This window comes from Streptomyces sp. NPDC050535 (genome assembly GCF_044457665.1).
GTDB lineage: Bacteria > Actinomycetota > Actinomycetes > Streptomycetales > Streptomycetaceae > Streptomyces.
In genome coordinates, this window is sequence record NZ_JBITHE010000001.1 from 690,214 (window position 1) to 708,550 (window position 18,337).

Here is an 18,337-nt window from a genome sequence, read left to right on the forward strand (position 1 = left end):
CCGGCTACTTGAAGGGAATGGGCGAGTAGCACCTGAACGGCGCCGACACGGCGTACGCGCCGTCCTTGAGCTGCACGAGGGCTCCGCAGCCGAACGACTCCCGCTGTCCCCGGGGTTCGCTGCGGTCGCCGACCATCGTGTCCGTGTCGGAGAAGCTCTGCCCGGCCTTCTGGAAGGACGCCACCGTCAGGTCCTTGCCCGCCTTGTGGGCGATGGCGAGGAAGAGATCGGCGGACATGTACCCCGTCATCATGTGCATGTTCAGGGGGACCTCCTTGCCCGCCGCCTTCCTGATGTCCTCCTTGAACCGTGCCATCGCGGCACTGTCCTGCTCGAACGGCTGGAACGACAGCAGGATGTGCACCCCGTCGAGCGCCTTCCGCGTCGCGCTGTTGGCGAGCAGCGAGGGGTCGTAGTCGGTGGGGTCGGTGAGCAGGCCCTCGTATCCGGCGCGCTTGAGCGCGGTGAACAGGCCGATGTTGTACGGGGTCTGCATCACGGAGACGACCGCGTCCGGCGCCTTGCCGCCGTCGCTGCGCAGGATCTCCTTCGTGTAGGCCGACCAGTCGCTCGGCACGGCGCCCGCGGGCACGGACGACTTCGCGAAGGTCACCTGGTAGCCCGCCGAGGCGAAGCTCTGCCTGTACGTGCGGATGGCGAAGGTGCCGGCGTCGCTGTCGTTGGCCAGGATCGCCACGGACTTTCCGGCCGAGCCGCCCGTCACCTGTTTGAGGCCCTCGGGCCAGGTCTGCGAGATGGTGCCGCCGGGCATCGGCACCATGCAGCCGCCGAAGCCGTAGATGTAGGCGGGCCCGCAGAAGGACGGCAGCGTGCCCCAGCCGAAGGTGGGGACCTTCTGCTGTTGCAGGAAGTCGGCGCCGGAGAAGGTCGTCGAACTCATCGGCGCGATCGCGAACACCTTGTCCTGCTGCACGAGTTTGCGGGCGGCGGCCAGGTTCCTGGCCGGGTCCTGCCCGTCGTCTTCGGCGCCCAGGTAGTCGACCGTCCGGCCGTTGACCCCGCCTTCCGCGTTCGCCCGGTCGAAGCGGGCCTTCGCGCCGAGGTCGGTGTCCTTCTTCGAGTAGCCCGTGGCGGTCGTCATCGAGACGATTCCGCCGACCTTGATCGAGTCGTCGGTCACCCCGCGCACGGAGCTGCCCGCATTGTCCGAACTCCCGCCGCTGGAAGCCGAGTTGCAGGCGGTGACGGTCAGCAGCAGTGCGGCGGCGGTGGCGGCGATGGTGCGGATCGGTCGCGACACGGTCGGTCCCCCTCCGTAGCGAGTGACCGAAGTGTGCGTGGGATCTGACGGACCGTCAATATCTGACGCAGCGACAAGTGACGGACCGTCAGGTCAGCCGGAGGGCAGGGCTCGGGGCGCCGTCCCACCGGGCTCAGGCCCGGTACAGTGCCTCGACCTCCGAGGAGTACGCGTTCTCGATGGCCTTTCGCTTCAGCTTCAGCGAAGGCGTCAGCAGGCCGTGCTCCTCGGTGAACTGGTTGGCCAGTATCCGGAACGTCCGGATCGACTCGGCCTGCGATACCAGTGTGTTCGCGGCCACCACCGCGCGCCGCACCTCGGTCTCCAGGTCGGGGTCGCGCACCAGGTCGGCCGGGGGCAGCCGCGGCTTGGCGCGCATCTGGAGCCAGTGCTCGACCGCCTCGGAGTCGAGGGTGACGAGCGCGGCGATGTAGGGGCGGTCGTTGCCGACCACGATGCACTGGGCGACCAGCGGATGGTCGCGTACGCGCTCCTCCAGTACTCCGGGCGAGACGCTCTTGCCGCCGGAGGTCACCAGGATCTCCTTCTTGCGCCCGGTGATGGTGAGGTAGCCGTCCTCGTCGAGCGAGCCCAGGTCGCCGGTGGCGAGCCAGCCCTCGTGCAGGGTGGCGTCGGTTGCCTTGGGGTCGTTCAGGTAGCCCTGGAAGAGGTTGGCGCCGCGCAGCCAGATCTCGCCGTCGTCCGCGATGTGCACGGTGGTGCCGGGGATGGCCTGCCCCACGGTGCCGAACCGGGTGCGCTCGGGCGGGTTGGCGGTCGCCGCCGCCGTGGACTCGGTGAGCCCGTACCCCTCGTAGATGAAGACGCCCGCGCCCGCGAAGAACAGCCCGAGCCGCCGGTCCATAGCCGAACCGCCGGACATCGCGTGCTTGACCCGGCCGCCCATCGCGGCCCGCACCTTGGAGTAGACGAGCTTGTCGAAGACCTGGTGCTGTACGCGCAGACTCGCCGAGGGGCCGGGGCCGATGTCCCAGGCCTTCTCCTCGATCGCCTCCGCGTACCGGACGGCGACCTCGACGGCCTTCTCGAAGGGGCCCGATCTGCCCTCCTTCTCGGCCTTGCGGCGGGCGGCGTTGAAGACCTTCTCGAAGATGTACGGGACCGCGAGGAAGAACGTCGGCCGGAACGCGGCCAGGTCCGGCAGCAGGGCCGCCGCGTTCAGCTGCGGCTGGTGCCCGAACTTGACCCGCCCGCGGATCGCGGCGACCTGCACCATGCGTCCGAAGACATGCGCGAGCGGCAGGAACAGCAGCGTGGCCGCCTCGTCGCCCCGCTTGGAGTGGAAGACCGGCTCCCAGCGCTCGATGACGGTGTCCGCCTCGAACATGAAGTTGGCGTGGGAGATGACACAGCCCTTGGGGCGCCCGGTGGTGCCGGAGGTGTAGATGATCGTCGCGACCGACTCGGGCGTGACCGCGCGCCGGTGCCGGTGCACCACCTCGTCGTCGAGGTGCGCGCCGGCCTCGTACAGCTCGTGCACCGCGCCCTCGTCGAGCTGCCACAGCTTGTGCAGTTGCGGCAGCCGGTCGACGACCGTGGCGATCGTCATCGCGTGGTCCTCGTGCTCCACCATGACGGCCGACACCTGCGCGTCGTGCAGCATCCAGAAGACCTGCTCGGCGGAGGACGTCGAGTAGACGGGGACGACCTGGGCGCCGATCGTCCACAGCGCGTAGTCGAAGAGCGTCCACTCGTAGCGCGTACGGCACATGATCGCGACCCGGTCCCCGAACCGGATCCCCTGGGCGAGCAGCCCCTTGGCCAGCGCGAGCACCTCGTCGCGGAACTCGGCGGCGGTCACGTCACGCCAGTGCCCCTGGTCGTCCTTGCGGCCGAGGGCGATGTGCAGCGGATCCTCCTGGGCATGGTCGAACACGACGTCGGCCAGGCCGCCCACCGGCGGCGCCGACGCCAACGGAGGGTTGGTGAACTCGCGCAATCCCGCTCCTAGTGGCGCTCCGCACAGCGCCGTGAAAGCTACCCCAAGGTGAGGCGGGGCGGGAGGGGGGCCGAAGCGCCGATGGCCGGGGCATCGCTACTGGTCAGTCGCGAAAATGCCCGCACATGGGGAAGGGCCGGACAGATTCTCCTACGGTTCCGTAGGTTTCGGTCCCGTAATCTCCACCGAATCTGTACGACCCATCCCGCGTCGGATGCCGGATGCGGAGGATCCCCTTCCGCACCGAGAGGGTCACCGACTGTCACCGGGGAGACTCCATCACCGTCATCCCGGAGGCCCCGCCACCGTCATACGCGGGGCGCTCCCGCCGACTGCTCCACCGGCGCCCCCGCCCTGCCCACCACGGTGCGCGGCGTCCGTACGAGCACCAGAACCAGTACGGCGGCGGTCACTCCGGTGACCCCCGCCGCCACCGAGGCCGCGTCGAGCCCGGCCGTGAACGCGGTCCGCAGGGTCCGCTCCGACAACTCGCCCCGCAGCGCCCCGGCGCCGCCGCCCGCCAGTGTGTGCGCCTCGTCGAGCGACAGCGTGTCCCGCATGCGGGAGGTCAGCACGGTGCCGAACACGGCGACCCCGAGCGCGTACCCCAGCTGGCGGGCCGTGTTGACCGCGCCGCCCGCCATACCCGCCCGCCCGGGTGGTACCGCGGCGAGGGCCGCACCCGCGATCGCGGGGCTGACGAGTCCGGTGCCGATCCCCACCAGGACGAATCCCGGCACCAGTACCGTCCAGCCGGTGCCCGAGTCGAGGACGGCCTGGCAAAGGGTGCCCGAGCCGATCAGCAGCAGTCCGCCGCCTATGGTCAGCCGCGCCGGAGCCCCGTGCAGCAGCTTCCCGGCGAGGAGCGCGACCACCACCGACGCCCCCGTCAACGGCAGCAGCGTGAGCCCGCCGCGCACCGGGCTCATGCCCAGCACCGTCTGCATCCAGATCGAGGTGTACGGCAGCACGCCGAACGCGACCCCGTTGAAGGCGAGCGCCCCCACCATCACCCCCACGAACGCGGGCTCGCGCAGCAGCGAGAGATCGAGCAGCGGATGGGCCACCCGCCGCTCCACGAGCACGAAGGCGACCAGCGCGAGCCCCGCCAGGACGAACGACCCCGCCGGGACCGCGGACGTCCAGCCGTCGGCCCCCGCCCGCACCACCCCGTACGTGATCGCCCCCGCGAAGCAGGCGAACGCCACCGTGCCCGCCCAGTCGATCCCCACCCCGCGCCGGCCGCGCGACTCCGGCACCGCCCGCAGGGTGAGCCACACCGACGCCACGCTCACCGGCAGGTTCACGAAGAAGATCCACCGCCAGCCGGGCCCCTCGGTCAGCACCCCGCCGAGCACCGGCCCCACCGCCGCCGCGCCGCCGCTCACCGCGCCCCACACGCCGAGCGCCGCCGACCGGTCCCGCCCCTGATAGACCGAGCCGAGCAGCGGCAGGGTCGTCGCGAGCATCGCCGCCGCACCCACCCCCTGCACGACCCGCGCGGCCACCAGCGTCCCCGGCTCCGACGCCAGCCCGCACAGCAGCGACGCCACCGCGAACAGCACCACACCCGCCACATGCACCCGGCGCCGGCCCAGGACGTCGGCCGCCGCGCCGAGTGCCAGCAGCAGCGCGCCGAGCGCGAGCGCGTAGCCGTCGATCACCCACTGAAGCTCGCTCAGTGACGCGTGCAGCGCCCGCGCCATGTCCGGCAGCGCCACGATCGCGATCGTCACGTCCAGCAGCAGCATGAACGTCCCCAGGCACACCGCTGTGAGCGGCCCCCATTTACCCATGTCCTCGACTCCCCTGTGTTCCGGATGCCTATGCCTCCGTACGATGAGGCCGCGCCGGACGATCGCGGTGGCCGTGGACGCCCGAGCGTCGAAATCCGACGGGAGCAGAGTCGATGGACATGGAATCCGACACCTTCGACCAGCTGGACCTGCGGCTGGTGTCCGCCCTCGAGGTGGACGGCCGTGCTTCCTTCAGCCGGATCGCGGCGTTGCTCGGTGTCTCCGACCAGACCATCGCGCGGCGCTACCGCAGGCTGTGCGCCGAGGGCGGTCTCCGCGTCGTCGCCGTCCGCGACGCGGAACGGCTGGGCCAGGACCAGTGGATCCTGCGGCTGCGCTGCGCCCCCGACAATGCCGGGACCATCGCGGACGCGCTCGCCAAGCGTCCCGACACCGCCTGGATCGGGCTCGCTTCGGGAGGCACCGAGGTGGTGTGCATCACCCGCCCGCGCCACCCCGGCGACCATGACGAACTGCTGCTCGGCAAGCTGCCGCGCACCCCGAGCATCATGGAGATCCGCGCCCACCAGCTGCTGCACCGCTTCTACGGCGGACCGGCGGGCTGGATCGCCAAGTTCGAGGTGCTGACCGAGGAGCAGACCGCGGCGCTGCGGCCCTCGCCGCCGGCCACCTCCGGGCCCGTCCGGATCGCCCCCGAGGACGAGCCGCTGATCGCCGCCCTCGAACGCGACGGGCGGGCCACCTACCCCGAACTCCAGAGGGCCACAGGGCACTCCGAGTCCGCCGTCAAACGCCGCCTGGCCGGGCTGCTCGCCTCCGGTGCGGTCTACATCGACGTGGAGTACCACTCCGAGATCCTCGGCTACCCCCTCGCCGCCCTCCTGTGGATCACCACGGCCCCCGACGCCCTGCACACCGTCGGCCAGGCCCTGGCCACCCACGCCGAGGTCGCCTTCGCCTCGGCGACGGCGGGCTCCTCGAACATCGTCGTGACCGCCGTCGTGCGCGACACGGCCGATCTCTACGCCTACCTCAGCGGCAGGCTCGGGAGTCTGGAAGGAGTCAGGCACGTCGAGACAACGCCCTTCCTCCGTCGCGTCAAACAGCTCACCTACGCGGGGTTCGCGCGCTGACCCCGCGGCCCTCCGGTCGGCGCAGCCGGTCCCCGCCCCCGAGGATCGCCGCCGCCAGCGCGTCCGCCGCACCCTGCGCCGACGTCCGCCGCCGCCCGTGCACCAGGACGAAGTCGACCTCGCCCAGCTCCGGAAGCCCCGCCCGCCCCGGGACCCGGACCAGGCCGGGCGGGATCAGGCCCCGTGAGTGGGCCATGACGCCGAGACCCGCACGGGCCGCCGCGACGAGGCCGTTGAGGCTGCCGCTCGTGCACGCGATGCGCCATGACCGGCCCTGGCGCTCCAGGGCCTCCAGGGCGAGCGCACGGGTGATGCCCGGCGGCGGGTAGACGATCAGCGGGACCGGGCGGTCGGGGTCGAGGCGGAGGCGTTCCGCGCCGATCCACACCAGGCGGTCGTGCCGGACGAGTTCGCCGCGCGGATCCTCGGGACGCCGCTTCGCCAGCACCAGATCCAGCTTTCCGGCCGCGAGGTGTTCGTGGAGTGTGCCGGACAGTTCGACGGTCAGCTCCAGGTCCACCTCGGGATGGTCGTACCGGAAGCCCTCCAGGATCTCCGTCAGCCGGGTGAGGACGAAGTCCTCGGACGCCCCGAAGCGCAGCCGGCCGCGCAGCCGGGTCCCGGTGAAGAACGCCGTCGCCTGCTCCTGCACGTCCATCAGCCGGCGCGCGAAGCCGAGCATCGCCTCGCCGTCCTCCGTGAGCTCCACGGAGTGCGTGTCGCGCGTGAACAACTGCCGTCCGGCGGCGTCCTCCAGGCGGCGTACGTGCTGGCTGACCGTGGACTGCCGCACCCCCAGGCGCTGGGCGGCCCGGGTGAAGCTCAGAGTTTGCGCGACCGCGAGAAAGGTACGCAGTTGGGACGGGTCGTACATGGTCCGGAGCTTATCGCGAAACGTGATGACAGTCAGAGCAGTATGAAGGATTCCCGATTGCGCCGCGGAGGAGGACGATGGAGAGGGCACGAGCCGACCTCAGACGACGACGTACTGAACCGCGCACAGAACGAAGCAGTGGAGAACCGTGACACGCCTGAAGTGGCCGAGTTGGATGCCCGTCGACCCGTACATCCTGCTGTTGCTCGGGACAGTGGGCCTGGCCGCCCTCCTCCCGGCGCGGGGTACGGGCGCCGAGGTCGCCTCGGGTGCGTCGACCGCCGCCATCGCCTTCCTGTTCTTCCTCTACGGGGCGCGGCTCTCCACCCGTGAGGCGATGGAGGGGCTGCGCCACTGGCGGCTGCACATCACGGTCCTTGTCTGCACCTTCGTGGCGTTCCCGCTGTTCGGCCTCGCCGCGCGCGGCCTGGTACCGGTGTTCCTGACCGATCCGCTGTACCAGGGCCTGCTGTTCCTCACGCTCGTCCCGTCGACGATCCAGTCGTCGATCGCGTTCACCTCGATGGCACGCGGCAACGTGCCCGCGGCGATCTGCGCCGGATCCTTCTCCTCGCTGGCCGGCATCGTGGTCACCCCGCTGCTCGCGGCCTCACTGCTCGGCGGCAGCGGCGGCGGTTTCTCGGCCGACTCGCTCATCGAGATCGTGTTCCAGCTGCTCGTGCCCTTCGTCGCCGGACAGGTGCTGCGGCGCTGGGTCGGCACCTTCATCGCGCGGCACAAGAAGGTCCTCGGGTACGTCGACCGCGGCTCGATCCTCCTCGTCGTCTACACGGCGTTCAGCGAGGGCATGGTGCAGGGCATCTGGCACCAGGTCAGCGCCGTCCGCCTCGCCGGGCTGCTGGTCGTCGAGGCCGTGCTGCTGGCCGTGATGCTCGCGCTCACCTGGTACGGCGCGAGGGCGCTGGGTTTCAACAGGGAGGACCGGATCACCATCCAGTTCGCCGGTTCGAAGAAGTCCCTCGCCTCCGGACTCCCCATGGCCAGCGTGCTGTTCGGCGCGCACGCCTCGCTCGCCGTGCTGCCGCTGATGCTCTTCCACCAGATGCAGTTGATGGTCTGCGCGGTGATCGCCAAGCGGCGTTCCCGTGATCCCGAGGTGGTCAGCGAGCGGATCCCAGCCGCAGAGTCACGAATCGTGGCCGGTACAGCGACACGTTCCGGCTGAGGTTCGCCTGCGCGGAAGTGCCCGTCGCGTCCAGCCAGTTGACGTCGTAGCTCAGCACGACCCGGTCATCGTCACTCAGTTCCGCGTGCACCTGCGGGTTGTACGCCGCCACCTCGCCCTGGGGGAGTTCCGGACTGAAGCTCCGGGTGGGCCCGTGCCACGGGCCCGTCGGCGAACACGCCCAGTAGGACGTGACCGTCGTCAGGCCCGCGGCACCCGTCGCCATCGTGAACAGCACGTACGTCCCGTCGTCGCGCACCACGCTGAACGCGCTGCCCACCCCCGTCAGCTGCCCGTCCCCGAGGACCGGCCGGGGAGCCGCCCGCACCGTCCAGCGCTCGCCGTCCCAGTACTCCCAGGCCCCCGGGTCCGCGAGTCCGCCGCGCGGCACCCGCGCCACGTACGCCTTCGAGGCGGGTTGGGAGGTGGCCTGCGCGTCGTCGCCGCCGAAGACGTACGTCCAGTCGCCCTCGTCGACCGCCGTGGTGCCGAACAGCACGCGCCGGGCGGGGTCCTCGACGGAACGCTGGTCCAGGATCGTCGTGATGCCCTCGACCCGCAGGTCCGGGAGGGAGAGCGTGGCGACCTCGGTGGCGGTGGGCACCCCGTAGATCCACGGGGCCTGGCCCGCCGTGCGGGTCCACAGCAGGACGCGTACGACCTGCTCGGAGGAGCCGGGGGAGCGCGGCTCGACGCGGGCCGCGACCGGCCAGCGCCACTGCTGCGGCGCCGGGTCGGGGAAGACGGGGGCGGCGAGCGTGCTCTCCAGGCGTCCGGACTCCGACATCACCACGGCCGAGTTGCGCACCAGCGGAGTCGAGACGTCACGCCAGGCGTAGGACTCGCCCACCGGGTTCGGCGGTGCGTACACCTGGCCGAGATAGGTGTCGGAGAACAGCCACAGCAGCCGCCCGTCCGGCAGCCGCACCGAGTGTGTGCCGTCCCCGCCGGTCCAGTCGTCATTGCGGGAGGCGTCGTCCCCGTACCGCGCGAACTCGTCCGTGAGCGGCTTCTCGGCGGCCCAGGACGTGAACGTACGGGCCGTGCACGTGCCGCCGCCCTCCCGGTCGTCGTCCGGGAGGGCGATGAGCAGCGCGGCCGCGCAGACCAGGGCCAGCAGGATGCCGAGCCCGATCCCGTTCCGCCGTCGTGCTCCTGCGTCGTCTGGCACGCACGGGACGTTAGCGGGCGCTCCGCGTGTGGTCCATGGGCAGCCACAGCACGGTGTCCCGCGTCACAGGGAGAACGCCGTACATGCGCAGTGACCTCACCTCGTCGTCGCTCAACGCCCGCGCGTCGAGCCGTACTTCGTCGATCGAGCCGGTGAAGTGCGCCCGGCCGTCCATCCGTTGGCCGACATGCACGCCGAAGGGCGAGTTCCGGCTGACCGAGCCGGGCAGGTCGGGCGAGCTGGTCGCCGTACCGTCGATGAACAGCGTGAGCCGCCCGTTGCCGCGGCGCAGCGCCAGATGGTGCCACTTCCCGTCGTTGTACGCGCCCGTGGTGCGCACGGACGTGGTGGTGGGGGCCGCCGCGCCGTCCCTGGTGGTGATCAGCCCGGTGATCCGGTTGTTGGCGGGCTCGCCCCGCAGCCACACCTGCGGCTGCGAGTTGCCGGAGCCGCCCATCCACAGCAGCGGCTGTTCACCGGTGGTGGCCGAGTAGCGGAACCACAGGGAGGCCGTGAAGGCCTTGGAGCCGAGCGGGAGTTGTTTCCGGTAGGGCAGTCGTACGGCGTCGTCGGCGCCGTCGAACCGGAGCGCGTCGCCCAGGACGCCCGGCGTCTCCTCGGGGCCGCCCAGGGCCGTGGCCGGCTCGGCGCCCGGCGCGAAGTCGATCGTCGTCGGGTCCGGGCCGCGGCTGGGCGTCAGCCAGTCCTCGGTGAACCGGGCGAAGCGGATCTCGTCGCGCGCGTCGACCGCGCCGCCCTCGTACAGCAGGCCCGCCGTGCCGGAACCGATCTCCACCAGGTCCGAGTAGCCGGCCCAGTCCTTGGTGACGACCGTGCCGCGGTCCACGCTCTCCCAGGTGGCCCCGTCGTCGTACGAGGAGCGGATCATCATGGTCCTGCGGCGGTCCGGGTCACCCGGGCAGGCGAGCAGCAGCCGGTCGCCGAGGCGCAGCAGGGAGCCCTGGACCTGGGGCGCGTAGAAGTCCGGGATCTCCTCGAAGGGCGCGGTGAAGCTGTCGCCGCCGTCGGAGCTGACGGCCTGGGTGCGGTGGCCGAGGTCGGTGCCGTCCTGCTCGCGCCCGCTGACCAGGACCGAGCCGTCCGCGCGTTCCGTGAGCGCGATCTCGGACGGCTTCTGGCGGAAGGTCCCGTCGTCCGAGATGGGCCACGAGTCCGTCGCGCCGATCTGCCAGTGGTCGCCGCCGTCGTCGCTGGTGATCAGCGCGGCGTGGTTGGCGGTGGGCCGGTTCCCCTCCCAGGTCTCGGTGTTGACACCGAAGACCAGCCGGCCCGCGTGCGCGCCCGCGGTGAGCTGGAGGCCGTGCACGGGACCTGTGGCATACCAGGAGTTCCACTTGGCGGGGAGGAGCTCGTCGCTCAGGTCGCGCGGTTGTGACCAGGTGAGGCCGTCGTCGTCGCTGTGCTGCATGTGCGGGGTGCGGTCGCAGGGGACCGCGCAGTTCGCACTGTCGGCACGGCCCGTGTTGTACGTCTCGGCCAGGAGGACGCGGCCGGTCTCGCGGTCCACGACGGGCGCCGGGTTGCCGTGGGTGTCGCCGTCGCCGTCGTTGACGACCTGGAGGGCGCTCCAGGTGCGCCCGTCGTCGGTGGACCGCTTGACCACGATGTCGATGTCGGCCGCGTCCCCGCAGTTGAGGACCCGGCCCTCGGCGAACGCCAGCAGAGTGCCCTTGGCCGTCCGGACGACGGCCGGGATGCGGAAGCAGGCGTAGCCGGGATCCTGCGAGGCCTTGAAGAGCACCTGCTGCTCGAACTCACCGGCCGCCGCCACCGGTTCGGCTCCGGCCGGAGCGGGCAGCGCGAGCAGCGAGGCGGTGGTGAGCGCGACGGTGAGGGTCAATCTGAGACGAGCACGGAGACTCGACGGCATGGTGCGGCCCTGCCCTTCGTACGTCTGGACATCTGATGACGAGGTATCAGGGCCGGGGTATCGCTTCGCCGGGGTTGCTCCGTGGTGCGGTCACGCAGCGTCCTCCTGAGGCGATGACTCGTTGGGAGTCCCAACGATATGCGAAGAACCGTTGGGATGTCCAATGATTATTGGATAGGATGCTTGTGTGTCTGCGCCCTTGTCCGCCATTCGTGTCCTCCCGAGCTGGTTGCTCAGCCGGGCGGCCGCCCACGGCCGCGCGCTCGTCGCCGAGGCCCTGGCCGCCGAGGGCATGAAGATCTGGCACCACGTGGCGCTCTCCGCGATCTGTGAGCTCGGGCCCGTCGCCCAGGCGGAGCTCGGGCGCGGTATCCGGCTCGACCCCAAGGACCTGGTCGGTGTCCTCAACGACCTTCAGTCCGCCGGCCTGGCCGTCCGGGAGCCGGACCCCGGGGACCGCCGCAAGAACGCGGTGTCGATCACCGAGGAGGGGCGCCGCCTCCTGAAGCGCTGCGAGCAGGCGGTGCGGGCCGCGAACGACGAACTCCTCGCGTCGTTCTCGGCGGCCGAGCGGGAGCAGTTCATGGGTTTGTTGATCCGGATTTCCGGTACGGACGGCTGAGCCGGGCTAACGTTCCGTCATGACCGCACCCGAAGTCGAACCCCGGCTCGCTCTCGACCCCGCACGCACCGCCCTGGTGCTCGTCGACCTGATGGACCGCATCGTCGGGCTGCCCCTCGAACCCCGCAAGGGAACCGAAGTCCTCGCCGTGGCCGAGGAGTTGGCGGCCGGCTTCCGCAAGGCGGGGGCGCTCGTCGTGCTCGTCCGGGTGGAGCGGCCCGGGATTCCCCGGCAGCCTCCCGGTAGTGAACTCGTCGCCGGGCTCGCGACTGAGGGTGACGTCGAGATCGTGAAGCGGACGATCGGCGCCTTCCAGGGCACCGGACTCGACGAGCGGCTGCGCGAACGCGCCGTCACCACCCTGGTGTTCGGGGGCGTCGCCACCAATCTGGGCGTCGAGTCCACCGCCCGCGCCGCGGGTGACCTCGGCTACGAACTCGTCTTCGTCGAGGACGCCATGGCCGCCCTGACAGCCCCCGAGCACGCGGCGGCCGTCGGCCTCAACTTCCCGCGCCTCGGCACGGTCGTGAGTTCGTCAGAGGTGCGCTTCACCGCGGGGTGACAGTGGGGTCGCGGGGTGAAGCCGGGACTGCGAGGCAACTCCGGGGCCGCGCGGTGACGCCGGGGCTGAGGCGGGGCCTCTCCGGCGCAGGGGGCGCTCCCCGCCGTTCGAGGCCCCGCCGCCGTGACGCGGGGGAACCGGTCAGCCCTGGGAGGCTGCGGCCCGCAGGGCGATCCGGTGCTCGCCCGCGTACACGTTCATGGAGGCGCCGCGCAGGAACCCGACCAGCGTCAGGCCCGTCTCCGCGGCCAGGTCGACCGCGAGGGACGACGGGGCCGAGACGGCCGCGAGCACCGGAATGCCCGCCATCACCGCCTTCTGCGCCAGCTCGAAGGAGGCCCGTCCCGAGACCAGCAGAACCGTCCGGGACAGCGGCAGCGTGCCGTTCTGGAGGGCGCGGCCGACCAGCTTGTCGACCGCGTTGTGCCGGCCCACGTCCTCCCGTACGTCGACGAGCTCGCCCTCCTCGGTGAAGAGCGCCGCCGCGTGCAGACCCCCGGTCCGGTCGAAGACCTGCTGCGCCGCCCGCAGCCGGTCGGGGAGGCGGGCCAGCAACTCGGGCTCCAGCCGCACCGGGGGAGTGTCGTTGATCGTCCAGCGGGCCGTGGTGCGGACCGCGTCCAGGCTCGCCTTGCCGCACAGACCGCAGGAGGACGTCGTGTACACGTTGCGTTCGAGCGTGATGTCGGGCATCACCAGGCCCGGGGCCGTCCGCACGTCGACGATGTTGTACGTGTTGGAGCCGTCCACTGTGGCGCCCGCGCAGTACACGATGTTCCGCAACTCGTCCGCCCTGCCCAGCACCCCCTCGCTGACCAGGAAGCCCGCCGCCAGCGCGAAGTCGTCGCCCGGGGTGCGCATCGTGATGGCGAGGGCTTTGCCGTTGAGGCGGATCTCCAGGGGTTCCTCGGCGACGAGCGTGTCCGGACGGGTGGAGGCAGCCCCGTCCCGGATACGGAGCACCTTGCGTCGTTCCGTGACTCGTCCCATGCTGATCAGCCCCGGTTCTGTGCGTGCTGGTGGCCGAAGCGGCCCTTGCCGTGGAGGTCGCGACGGCCCGCCGGACCGTCGTCCGGCGAGGCGGCCCTCACCCGTCCATTGTCCTGCACGTGCGGGATCGGTCGGCGGCCCACTCCACCCCCTCGTCCGCCGGCCGCCGGGTCCCGGCGGGCAGCCGCTCGATCCGGATCGCCGACGCCGTGAACTCCGCCGTACCGGCGATCGGACAGTTCGCCCCGATCGTCAGCAGACCGGTGTCCACCTCGTCGGGAACGTGCGTGGCCGCCCTGAACGCCAGCCCGGGCCGCAGCTCGGTGTCGACCCACACCGCCGTCACCAGCGAGCCCTGCCGTGAGGAGACCCTGACCTCCTCGCCCACGACCACGCCGTAGCGCTCCGCGTCCTCCGGGCACAGCTCCACGCACCCGCTCCGGCGGAGCGGCGACGGCACGGCGCCGCCGCGCACAGCGGTGAGACGGCGCCCCGTGGTGAGCCGGACGGGGTAGCGCTCGTCGGTCAGGGCGACGGGCGGGTCGTGCCGCACCAGGTGGAAGGCCGTCCGGCGCCCGCCCCCGCCGCCCGCGCGCCCGGTCAGCAGCGACAGGTTGGCCAGCGCGCGCACGTGCTCGGTCCCATCGCCGTCGCGGTGCTCGACGACGGCGGGCCTCCGGTCCGGCCGGGCGTACACCCGCGCCAACTCCCGTACGGCGGAGACCGGTACGCCCGTCACCTTCGCGGCCAGCGACGGTGTCCACGGCTCGACCAGCCGTCTGTACTCCTCGAAGCCGTTCGTCGCCCGCGCGATGAAGGCATGGTCGGCGAGCCCCGCGTGGATGATCTCCCGGCCGACCGCGTGGGTCAGCGCGATGTCGTTGCCGACGTCCGGGAACGGCGGGTCCGCGAGCCCCGCGTGCACCTGCGGTTCGGGTCTTCTCATGCCGCGGTCCGCAGCGCGAGCAGGTCCGAGATGGCGTGGACGGTACGGAGTGTCGGCACCGGGACCCCGGTGATCTCCGCCAGCTCCACGACGGCCGCGAGCAGCACGTCGAGTTCGAGTGGTCTGCCGCGCTCCAGGTCCTGGAGCGTGGAGGTGCGATGGTCGCCGACGCGCTCCGCGCCCGCCATGCGCCGCTCGATGGAGATGCCCACCTCGCAGCCCAGGGCCTCGGCGACCGCGAGCGTCTCGGCCATCATGATCTCGATGACCTCGCGGGTGCCGCCATGCAGGCACATCTGCCGCATCGTCGCGCGGGACAGCGCGCTGATCGGGTTGAAGGAGATGTTGCCGAGCAGCTTGAGCCAGATGTCGTTGCGCAGGTCCCGCTCGACCGGGCACTTGAGCCCGCCCTCCCGCATGGCCCCGCTGAACGCCTCGCAGCGCGCGGACAGCGACCGGTCGGGTTCGCCGACGGAGAACCGGGTGCCTTCCAAGTGGCGTACGACTCCCGGTCCTTCCAGCTCCGTCGCGGCGTACACCACGCATCCGATGGCCCGTTCGGGCGCGAGCACCGCACTGACCGCGCCGTCGGGGTCCACGCTCTCGACACGGTGGCCGTCGTGCGGCCCGCCGTGCTGGTGGAAGTACCACCAGGGGATGCCGTTCTGCGCGGCGATGACCGCCGTCCTGTCGTGCAGCAGTGGCTCGATCAGCGGCCCGCACGCCGCGTACGAGTTGGCCTTCAGACCCAGAAAGACGTAGTCGACCGGGCCGATGTCGGCCGGGTCGTCGGTGGCGTGGGCACGCGCGGTGAAGTCACCACGGGGGCTGAGCACGCGGACTCCGTGCTGCCTCATGGCCGCGAGATGTGGTCCACGGGCGACGAGGTGCACATCGGCGCCTGCGCGGTGCAGCGCGGCGCCGACGTAGGCGCCGATCGCACCGGCGCCCAGAACTGCGACTTTCACTGTGTGGCGCTCCGTTCGGTCGAGGGTACCGAGGAACTGCCGAACTCTGTCGACGAAATATTGTCTACAGGATGGAATGATGGGCGGCAAGGGCTGGGACGGCACACCGGTGGCTGACAACGCTGCCTTTGCGCTGCCTTTGCGCGGCTTCTCCCGGGCGTCGGGCGCCATGCCCTCCGGGGTGGCGGTCGCTGTGCCCTCCGCGGTGCACCGCCGCGTCCTCCGTCGCGCCCTGTCGCGCCCGGAGGGGCCTGCGGAGCCTCGCCCGGTGCCACGTCCGGACGGTCCTCGCGCGCGGGCCCGGAGCTGATGGCGCGATCACGTCGGCGTGAACCGTTCGTCGGGCCCCGGCCGCCGTTCGTCGCGTCGGGCGTACCGCTCATCGCATACGGTCGACGAGTTCCTGCCGCGCGGGTTCCCGAACGGACAACCGCTTCCTATCGTTCCGGATCATGAGCCCCCCTGTCGCACCCCCCGGCTGGAGCCGCTGGCTCGTCCCGCCCGCGGCCCTCTCAGTCCACCTCTCCATCGGCCAGGCCTACGCCTGGAGCGTCTTCAAGCCGCCCCTGGAATCCGCCCTCGACCTCAGCGGTACCCAGAGCGCGCTGCCCTTCCAGCTCGGCATAGTCATGCTCGGCCTGTCCGCCGCGTTCGGCGGCACACTCGTGGAGCGCAACGGGCCGCGCTGGGCGATGACCGTCGCCCTCGTCTGCTTCTCCTCCGGCTTCCTGATCGCCTCGCTCGGCGCCGCCACCGAGCAGTACTGGCTGATCGTGTTCGGCTACGGATTCGTCGGCGGCATAGGCCTCGGCATCGGCTACATCTCGCCCGTCTCGACCCTGATCAAGTGGTTCCCGGACAGGCCGGGCATGGCCACCGGCATCGCGATCATGGGCTTCGGCGGCGGCGCGCTGATCGCCTCGCCGTGGTCCGCGCAGATGCTGGAGTCCTTCGGCTCCGACTCCTCCGGGATCGCGCTCGCCTTCCTGGTGCACGGGCTGACGTACGCCGTCTTCATGTCGCTCGGCGTGCTGCTGGTGCGGGTGCCGCGGTCCGAGAAGCCCGTCGCGACCGGCCCCAGCTCACTCGACGGAGTACAGGTCTCGGCCCGGAACGCCGTACGCACCCCGCAGTTCTGGTGCCTGTGGTTGATCCTCTGTATGAACGTGACCGCGGGCATCGGCATCCTGGAGAAGGCCGCCCCGATGATCACGGACTTCTTCGCGGACACCTCGACCCCGGTGTCGGTCTCGGCCGCCGCCGGATTCGTCGCGCTGCTCTCCGCGGCCAACATGGCGGGCCGCATCGGCTGGTCCTCGACGTCCGACCTGATCGGACGCAAGAACATCTACCGCGTCTATCTCGGCGTCGGCGCGCTGATGTACGCCACCATCGCCTGGGTCGGCGACTCCTCCAAGCCGGTCTTCATCCTCTGCGCGCTGGTGATCCTCTCCTTCTACGGCGGCGGCTTCGCGACCATCCCCGCCTATCTGAAGGACCTCTTCGGCACCTACCAGGTCGGCGCGATCCACGGCCGGCTGCTCACCGCCTGGTCCACGGCGGGTGTCCTGGGCCCGCTGATCGTGAACTGGATCGCCGACCGGCAGGAGGAGGCGGGCAAGCACGGCGCCTCGCTCTACGGCCTGTCGTTCCTGATCATGATCGGGCTGCTCGCCGTCGGGTTCGTCGCCAACGAGCTCGTACGACCCGTCCACGCCCGCCACCACATTCCCGCACCCAGGGAGGCCTCGGATGTCCAGCAGTCCGCCTGAAACAGCCGGCGGTACGCGCGACCGGCGGCCCCTGATCGCCTTCGCCTGGCTCTGGGTGGGGGCGCCGCTCGCCTACGGGGTCTACGAACTCGTACAGAAAGCGACTCAGCTGTTCACGGGATGACTGTTCGGCTGCCCGGCGGGTCTGACAGAAGCCGACAAGCCTGGCGCCCCAATCCTGTGGCATCACCTGCCGTCGTACCGATGGGTCACTGATCACACTGGAGGATCCCGCTACCCAAGGCAACGAGGGGGACCCACCCATGAACGGCTCACGGATCGCCGCCGTCGGTCACTACCAGCCCGCCAAGGTGCTCACCAATGAGGACCTGGCGGCCCTGGTCGACACCAACGACGAGTGGATCAGAAGCCGGGTGGGCATCCGCACACGGCACATCGCGGGTCCCGACGAGCCCGTCGACGAGCTGGCCGCGCACGCCGCCGCCAAGGCGCTCGCCGCCGCGGGCCTGACCCCGAGCGACATCGACCTGGTCCTGGTCGCCACCTCCACGGCCGTCGACCGCTCCCCGAACATGGCCGCCCGCGTCGCCAACCGGCTCGGCGTCCCCTCGCCGGCCGCCATGGACATCAACGTCGTCTGCGCGGGCTTCACCCACGCGCTGGCCACCGCGGACCACGCCGTACGCGCGGGCGCCGCGACCCGCGCCCTCGTCATCGGCGCCGACAAGATGTCCGACGTGGCGGACTGGAGCGACCGTACGACCTGTGTGCTCGTCGGCGACGGGGCGGGGGCCGCCGTGGTCGAGGCGTCCGACGACCCGGGGATCGGCCCGGTGCTGTGGGGATCGGTGCCCGAGATGGGCAACGCGGTGCGGATCGAGGGCACGCCCTCGCGGTTCGCACAGGAGGGGCAGAGCGTCTACCGCTGGGCGACCACCCAGCTCCCGGCCATCGCCCGCAAGGCCTGCGAGCGCGCGGGACTCGCCCCCGAGGACCTCGCCGGACTCGTCCTGCACCAGGCGAACCTGCGCATCATCGAGCCGCTCGCCGAGAAGATCGGGGCGGTCAACGCCGTCGTCGCCCGTGACGTCGTCGAGTCGGGGAACACCTCGGCGGCGAGTATCCCGCTCGCCTTCTCCAAGCTCGTGGAGCGCGGGGAACTCTCCACGGGCGACCCCGTACTGCTGTTCGGCTTCGGAGGGAACCTGTCGTACGCCGGACAGGTCGTCCGCTGCCCGTGAACAGCCCGCCCCGTCCTGGTGCGACGAGCCCGATTCCGGTGC

At 71.2% G+C, this 18,337-nt stretch carries 15 protein-coding genes and 1 pseudogene; 7 read left to right on the top strand and 9 right to left on the bottom strand.

What is annotated here, in order from left to right; all coding sequences use genetic code 11:
- Positions 1–4: 4 nt before the first annotated feature.
- The 3 genes from ACIBLC_RS02910 to ACIBLC_RS02920 all read right to left on the bottom strand — a co-directional run bounded on the left by ACIBLC_RS02910 (position 5) and on the right by ACIBLC_RS02920 (position 5,017).
- Positions 5–1,261: an ABC transporter substrate-binding protein gene (locus tag ACIBLC_RS02910; protein ID WP_399208829.1), complete on the bottom strand. Its 1,257-nt coding sequence runs from the start codon at positions 1,259–1,261 to the stop codon at positions 5–7.
- Positions 1,262–1,394: 133 nt separating this feature from the next.
- On the bottom strand, positions 1,395–3,221 hold the full coding sequence (locus tag ACIBLC_RS02915) for an AMP-dependent synthetase/ligase (RefSeq protein WP_399208830.1): 1,827 nt from the start codon (positions 3,219–3,221) through the stop codon (positions 1,395–1,397).
- A 308-nt stretch (positions 3,222–3,529) separates the two neighbouring features.
- Positions 3,530–5,017 (bottom strand): MFS transporter, encoded by a 1,488-nt coding sequence (locus ACIBLC_RS02920; protein WP_399208832.1) that lies wholly within the window; start codon positions 5,015–5,017, stop codon positions 3,530–3,532.
- Positions 5,018–5,130: 113 nt separating this feature from the next.
- On the opposite strand from ACIBLC_RS02920, the gene ACIBLC_RS02925 reads away from it, so the two are divergent.
- Entirely contained in the window at positions 5,131–6,111 is a 981-nt protein-coding gene (locus ACIBLC_RS02925) for an Lrp/AsnC family transcriptional regulator (protein ID WP_399208833.1), read from the top strand.
- Here the strand turns inward: ACIBLC_RS02925 and ACIBLC_RS02930 are convergent.
- Positions 6,086–6,985 (bottom strand): LysR substrate-binding domain-containing protein, encoded by a 900-nt coding sequence (locus ACIBLC_RS02930; RefSeq protein WP_399208834.1) that lies wholly within the window; start codon positions 6,983–6,985, stop codon positions 6,086–6,088. The two genes, ACIBLC_RS02925 and ACIBLC_RS02930, sit on opposite strands and share 26 nt — an antisense overlap.
- Positions 6,986–7,133: 148 nt before the next feature.
- Between ACIBLC_RS02930 and ACIBLC_RS02935 the strand changes: the two genes are divergently transcribed.
- On the top strand, positions 7,134–8,171 hold the full coding sequence (locus tag ACIBLC_RS02935) for a bile acid:sodium symporter family protein (RefSeq protein ID WP_399208836.1): 1,038 nt from the start codon (positions 7,134–7,136) through the stop codon (positions 8,169–8,171).
- On the opposite strand, the gene ACIBLC_RS02940 is transcribed toward ACIBLC_RS02935, so the two are convergent.
- Both ACIBLC_RS02940 and ACIBLC_RS02945 read right to left on the bottom strand, forming a co-directional pair.
- Entirely contained in the window at positions 8,107–9,342 is a 1,236-nt protein-coding gene (locus ACIBLC_RS02940; RefSeq protein ID WP_399208837.1) for a DUF4185 domain-containing protein, read from the bottom strand. The two genes, ACIBLC_RS02935 and ACIBLC_RS02940, sit on opposite strands and share 65 nt — an antisense overlap.
- 10 nt (positions 9,343–9,352) lie before the next feature.
- Positions 9,353–11,233: an exo-alpha-sialidase gene (locus ACIBLC_RS02945; protein ID WP_399208838.1), complete on the bottom strand. Its 1,881-nt coding sequence runs from the start codon at positions 11,231–11,233 to the stop codon at positions 9,353–9,355.
- A gap of 187 nt (positions 11,234–11,420) precedes the next feature.
- Between ACIBLC_RS02945 and ACIBLC_RS02950 the strand changes: the two genes are divergently transcribed.
- Together ACIBLC_RS02950 and ACIBLC_RS02955 are read left to right on the top strand one after the other, a co-directional pair.
- Positions 11,421–11,855, top strand: coding sequence for a MarR family winged helix-turn-helix transcriptional regulator (locus ACIBLC_RS02950; protein WP_399208839.1), 435 nt, complete (start codon positions 11,421–11,423; stop codon positions 11,853–11,855).
- A gap of 19 nt (positions 11,856–11,874) precedes the next feature.
- Positions 11,875–12,417, top strand: a complete 543-nt coding sequence (locus tag ACIBLC_RS02955) for an isochorismatase family protein (RefSeq protein WP_399208840.1) — start codon at positions 11,875–11,877, stop codon at positions 12,415–12,417.
- A gap of 141 nt (positions 12,418–12,558) precedes the next feature.
- Here ACIBLC_RS02955 and fdhD read toward each other — a convergent pair whose 3' ends face one another.
- From fdhD to ACIBLC_RS02970, 3 genes and pseudogenes are all read right to left on the bottom strand, one after another.
- Entirely contained in the window at positions 12,559–13,407 is an 849-nt protein-coding gene (gene fdhD, locus ACIBLC_RS02960; protein WP_399208841.1) for a formate dehydrogenase accessory sulfurtransferase FdhD, read from the bottom strand.
- 97 nt (positions 13,408–13,504) lie between these two features.
- A pseudogene (locus tag ACIBLC_RS02965) lies at positions 13,505–14,299 on the bottom strand (molybdopterin dinucleotide binding domain-containing protein); the annotation flags it as partial.
- A gap of 50 nt (positions 14,300–14,349) precedes the next feature.
- Positions 14,350–15,492, bottom strand: a complete 1,143-nt coding sequence (locus tag ACIBLC_RS02970; protein ID WP_399208843.1) for a 2-dehydropantoate 2-reductase — start codon at positions 15,490–15,492, stop codon at positions 14,350–14,352.
- Positions 15,493–15,773: 281 nt separating this feature from the next.
- On the opposite strand from ACIBLC_RS02970, the gene ACIBLC_RS02975 reads away from it, so the two are divergent.
- The 3 genes from ACIBLC_RS02975 to ACIBLC_RS02985 all read left to right on the top strand — a co-directional run bounded on the left by ACIBLC_RS02975 (position 15,774) and on the right by ACIBLC_RS02985 (position 18,295).
- The gene (locus ACIBLC_RS02975) at positions 15,774–17,093 is read left to right on the top strand and encodes an OFA family MFS transporter (protein WP_399208844.1); all 1,320 of its coding nucleotides are present in this window, start codon (positions 15,774–15,776) and stop codon (positions 17,091–17,093) included.
- Positions 17,074–17,217, top strand: a complete 144-nt coding sequence (locus ACIBLC_RS02980) for a hypothetical protein (RefSeq protein WP_399208845.1) — start codon at positions 17,074–17,076, stop codon at positions 17,215–17,217. Before ACIBLC_RS02975 ends, ACIBLC_RS02980 begins: the two co-directional genes overlap by 20 nt.
- Before the next feature lie 139 nt (positions 17,218–17,356).
- On the top strand, positions 17,357–18,295 hold the full coding sequence (locus ACIBLC_RS02985; RefSeq protein ID WP_399208846.1) for a beta-ketoacyl-ACP synthase III: 939 nt from the start codon (positions 17,357–17,359) through the stop codon (positions 18,293–18,295).
- Positions 18,296–18,337: the final 42 nt, after the last annotated feature.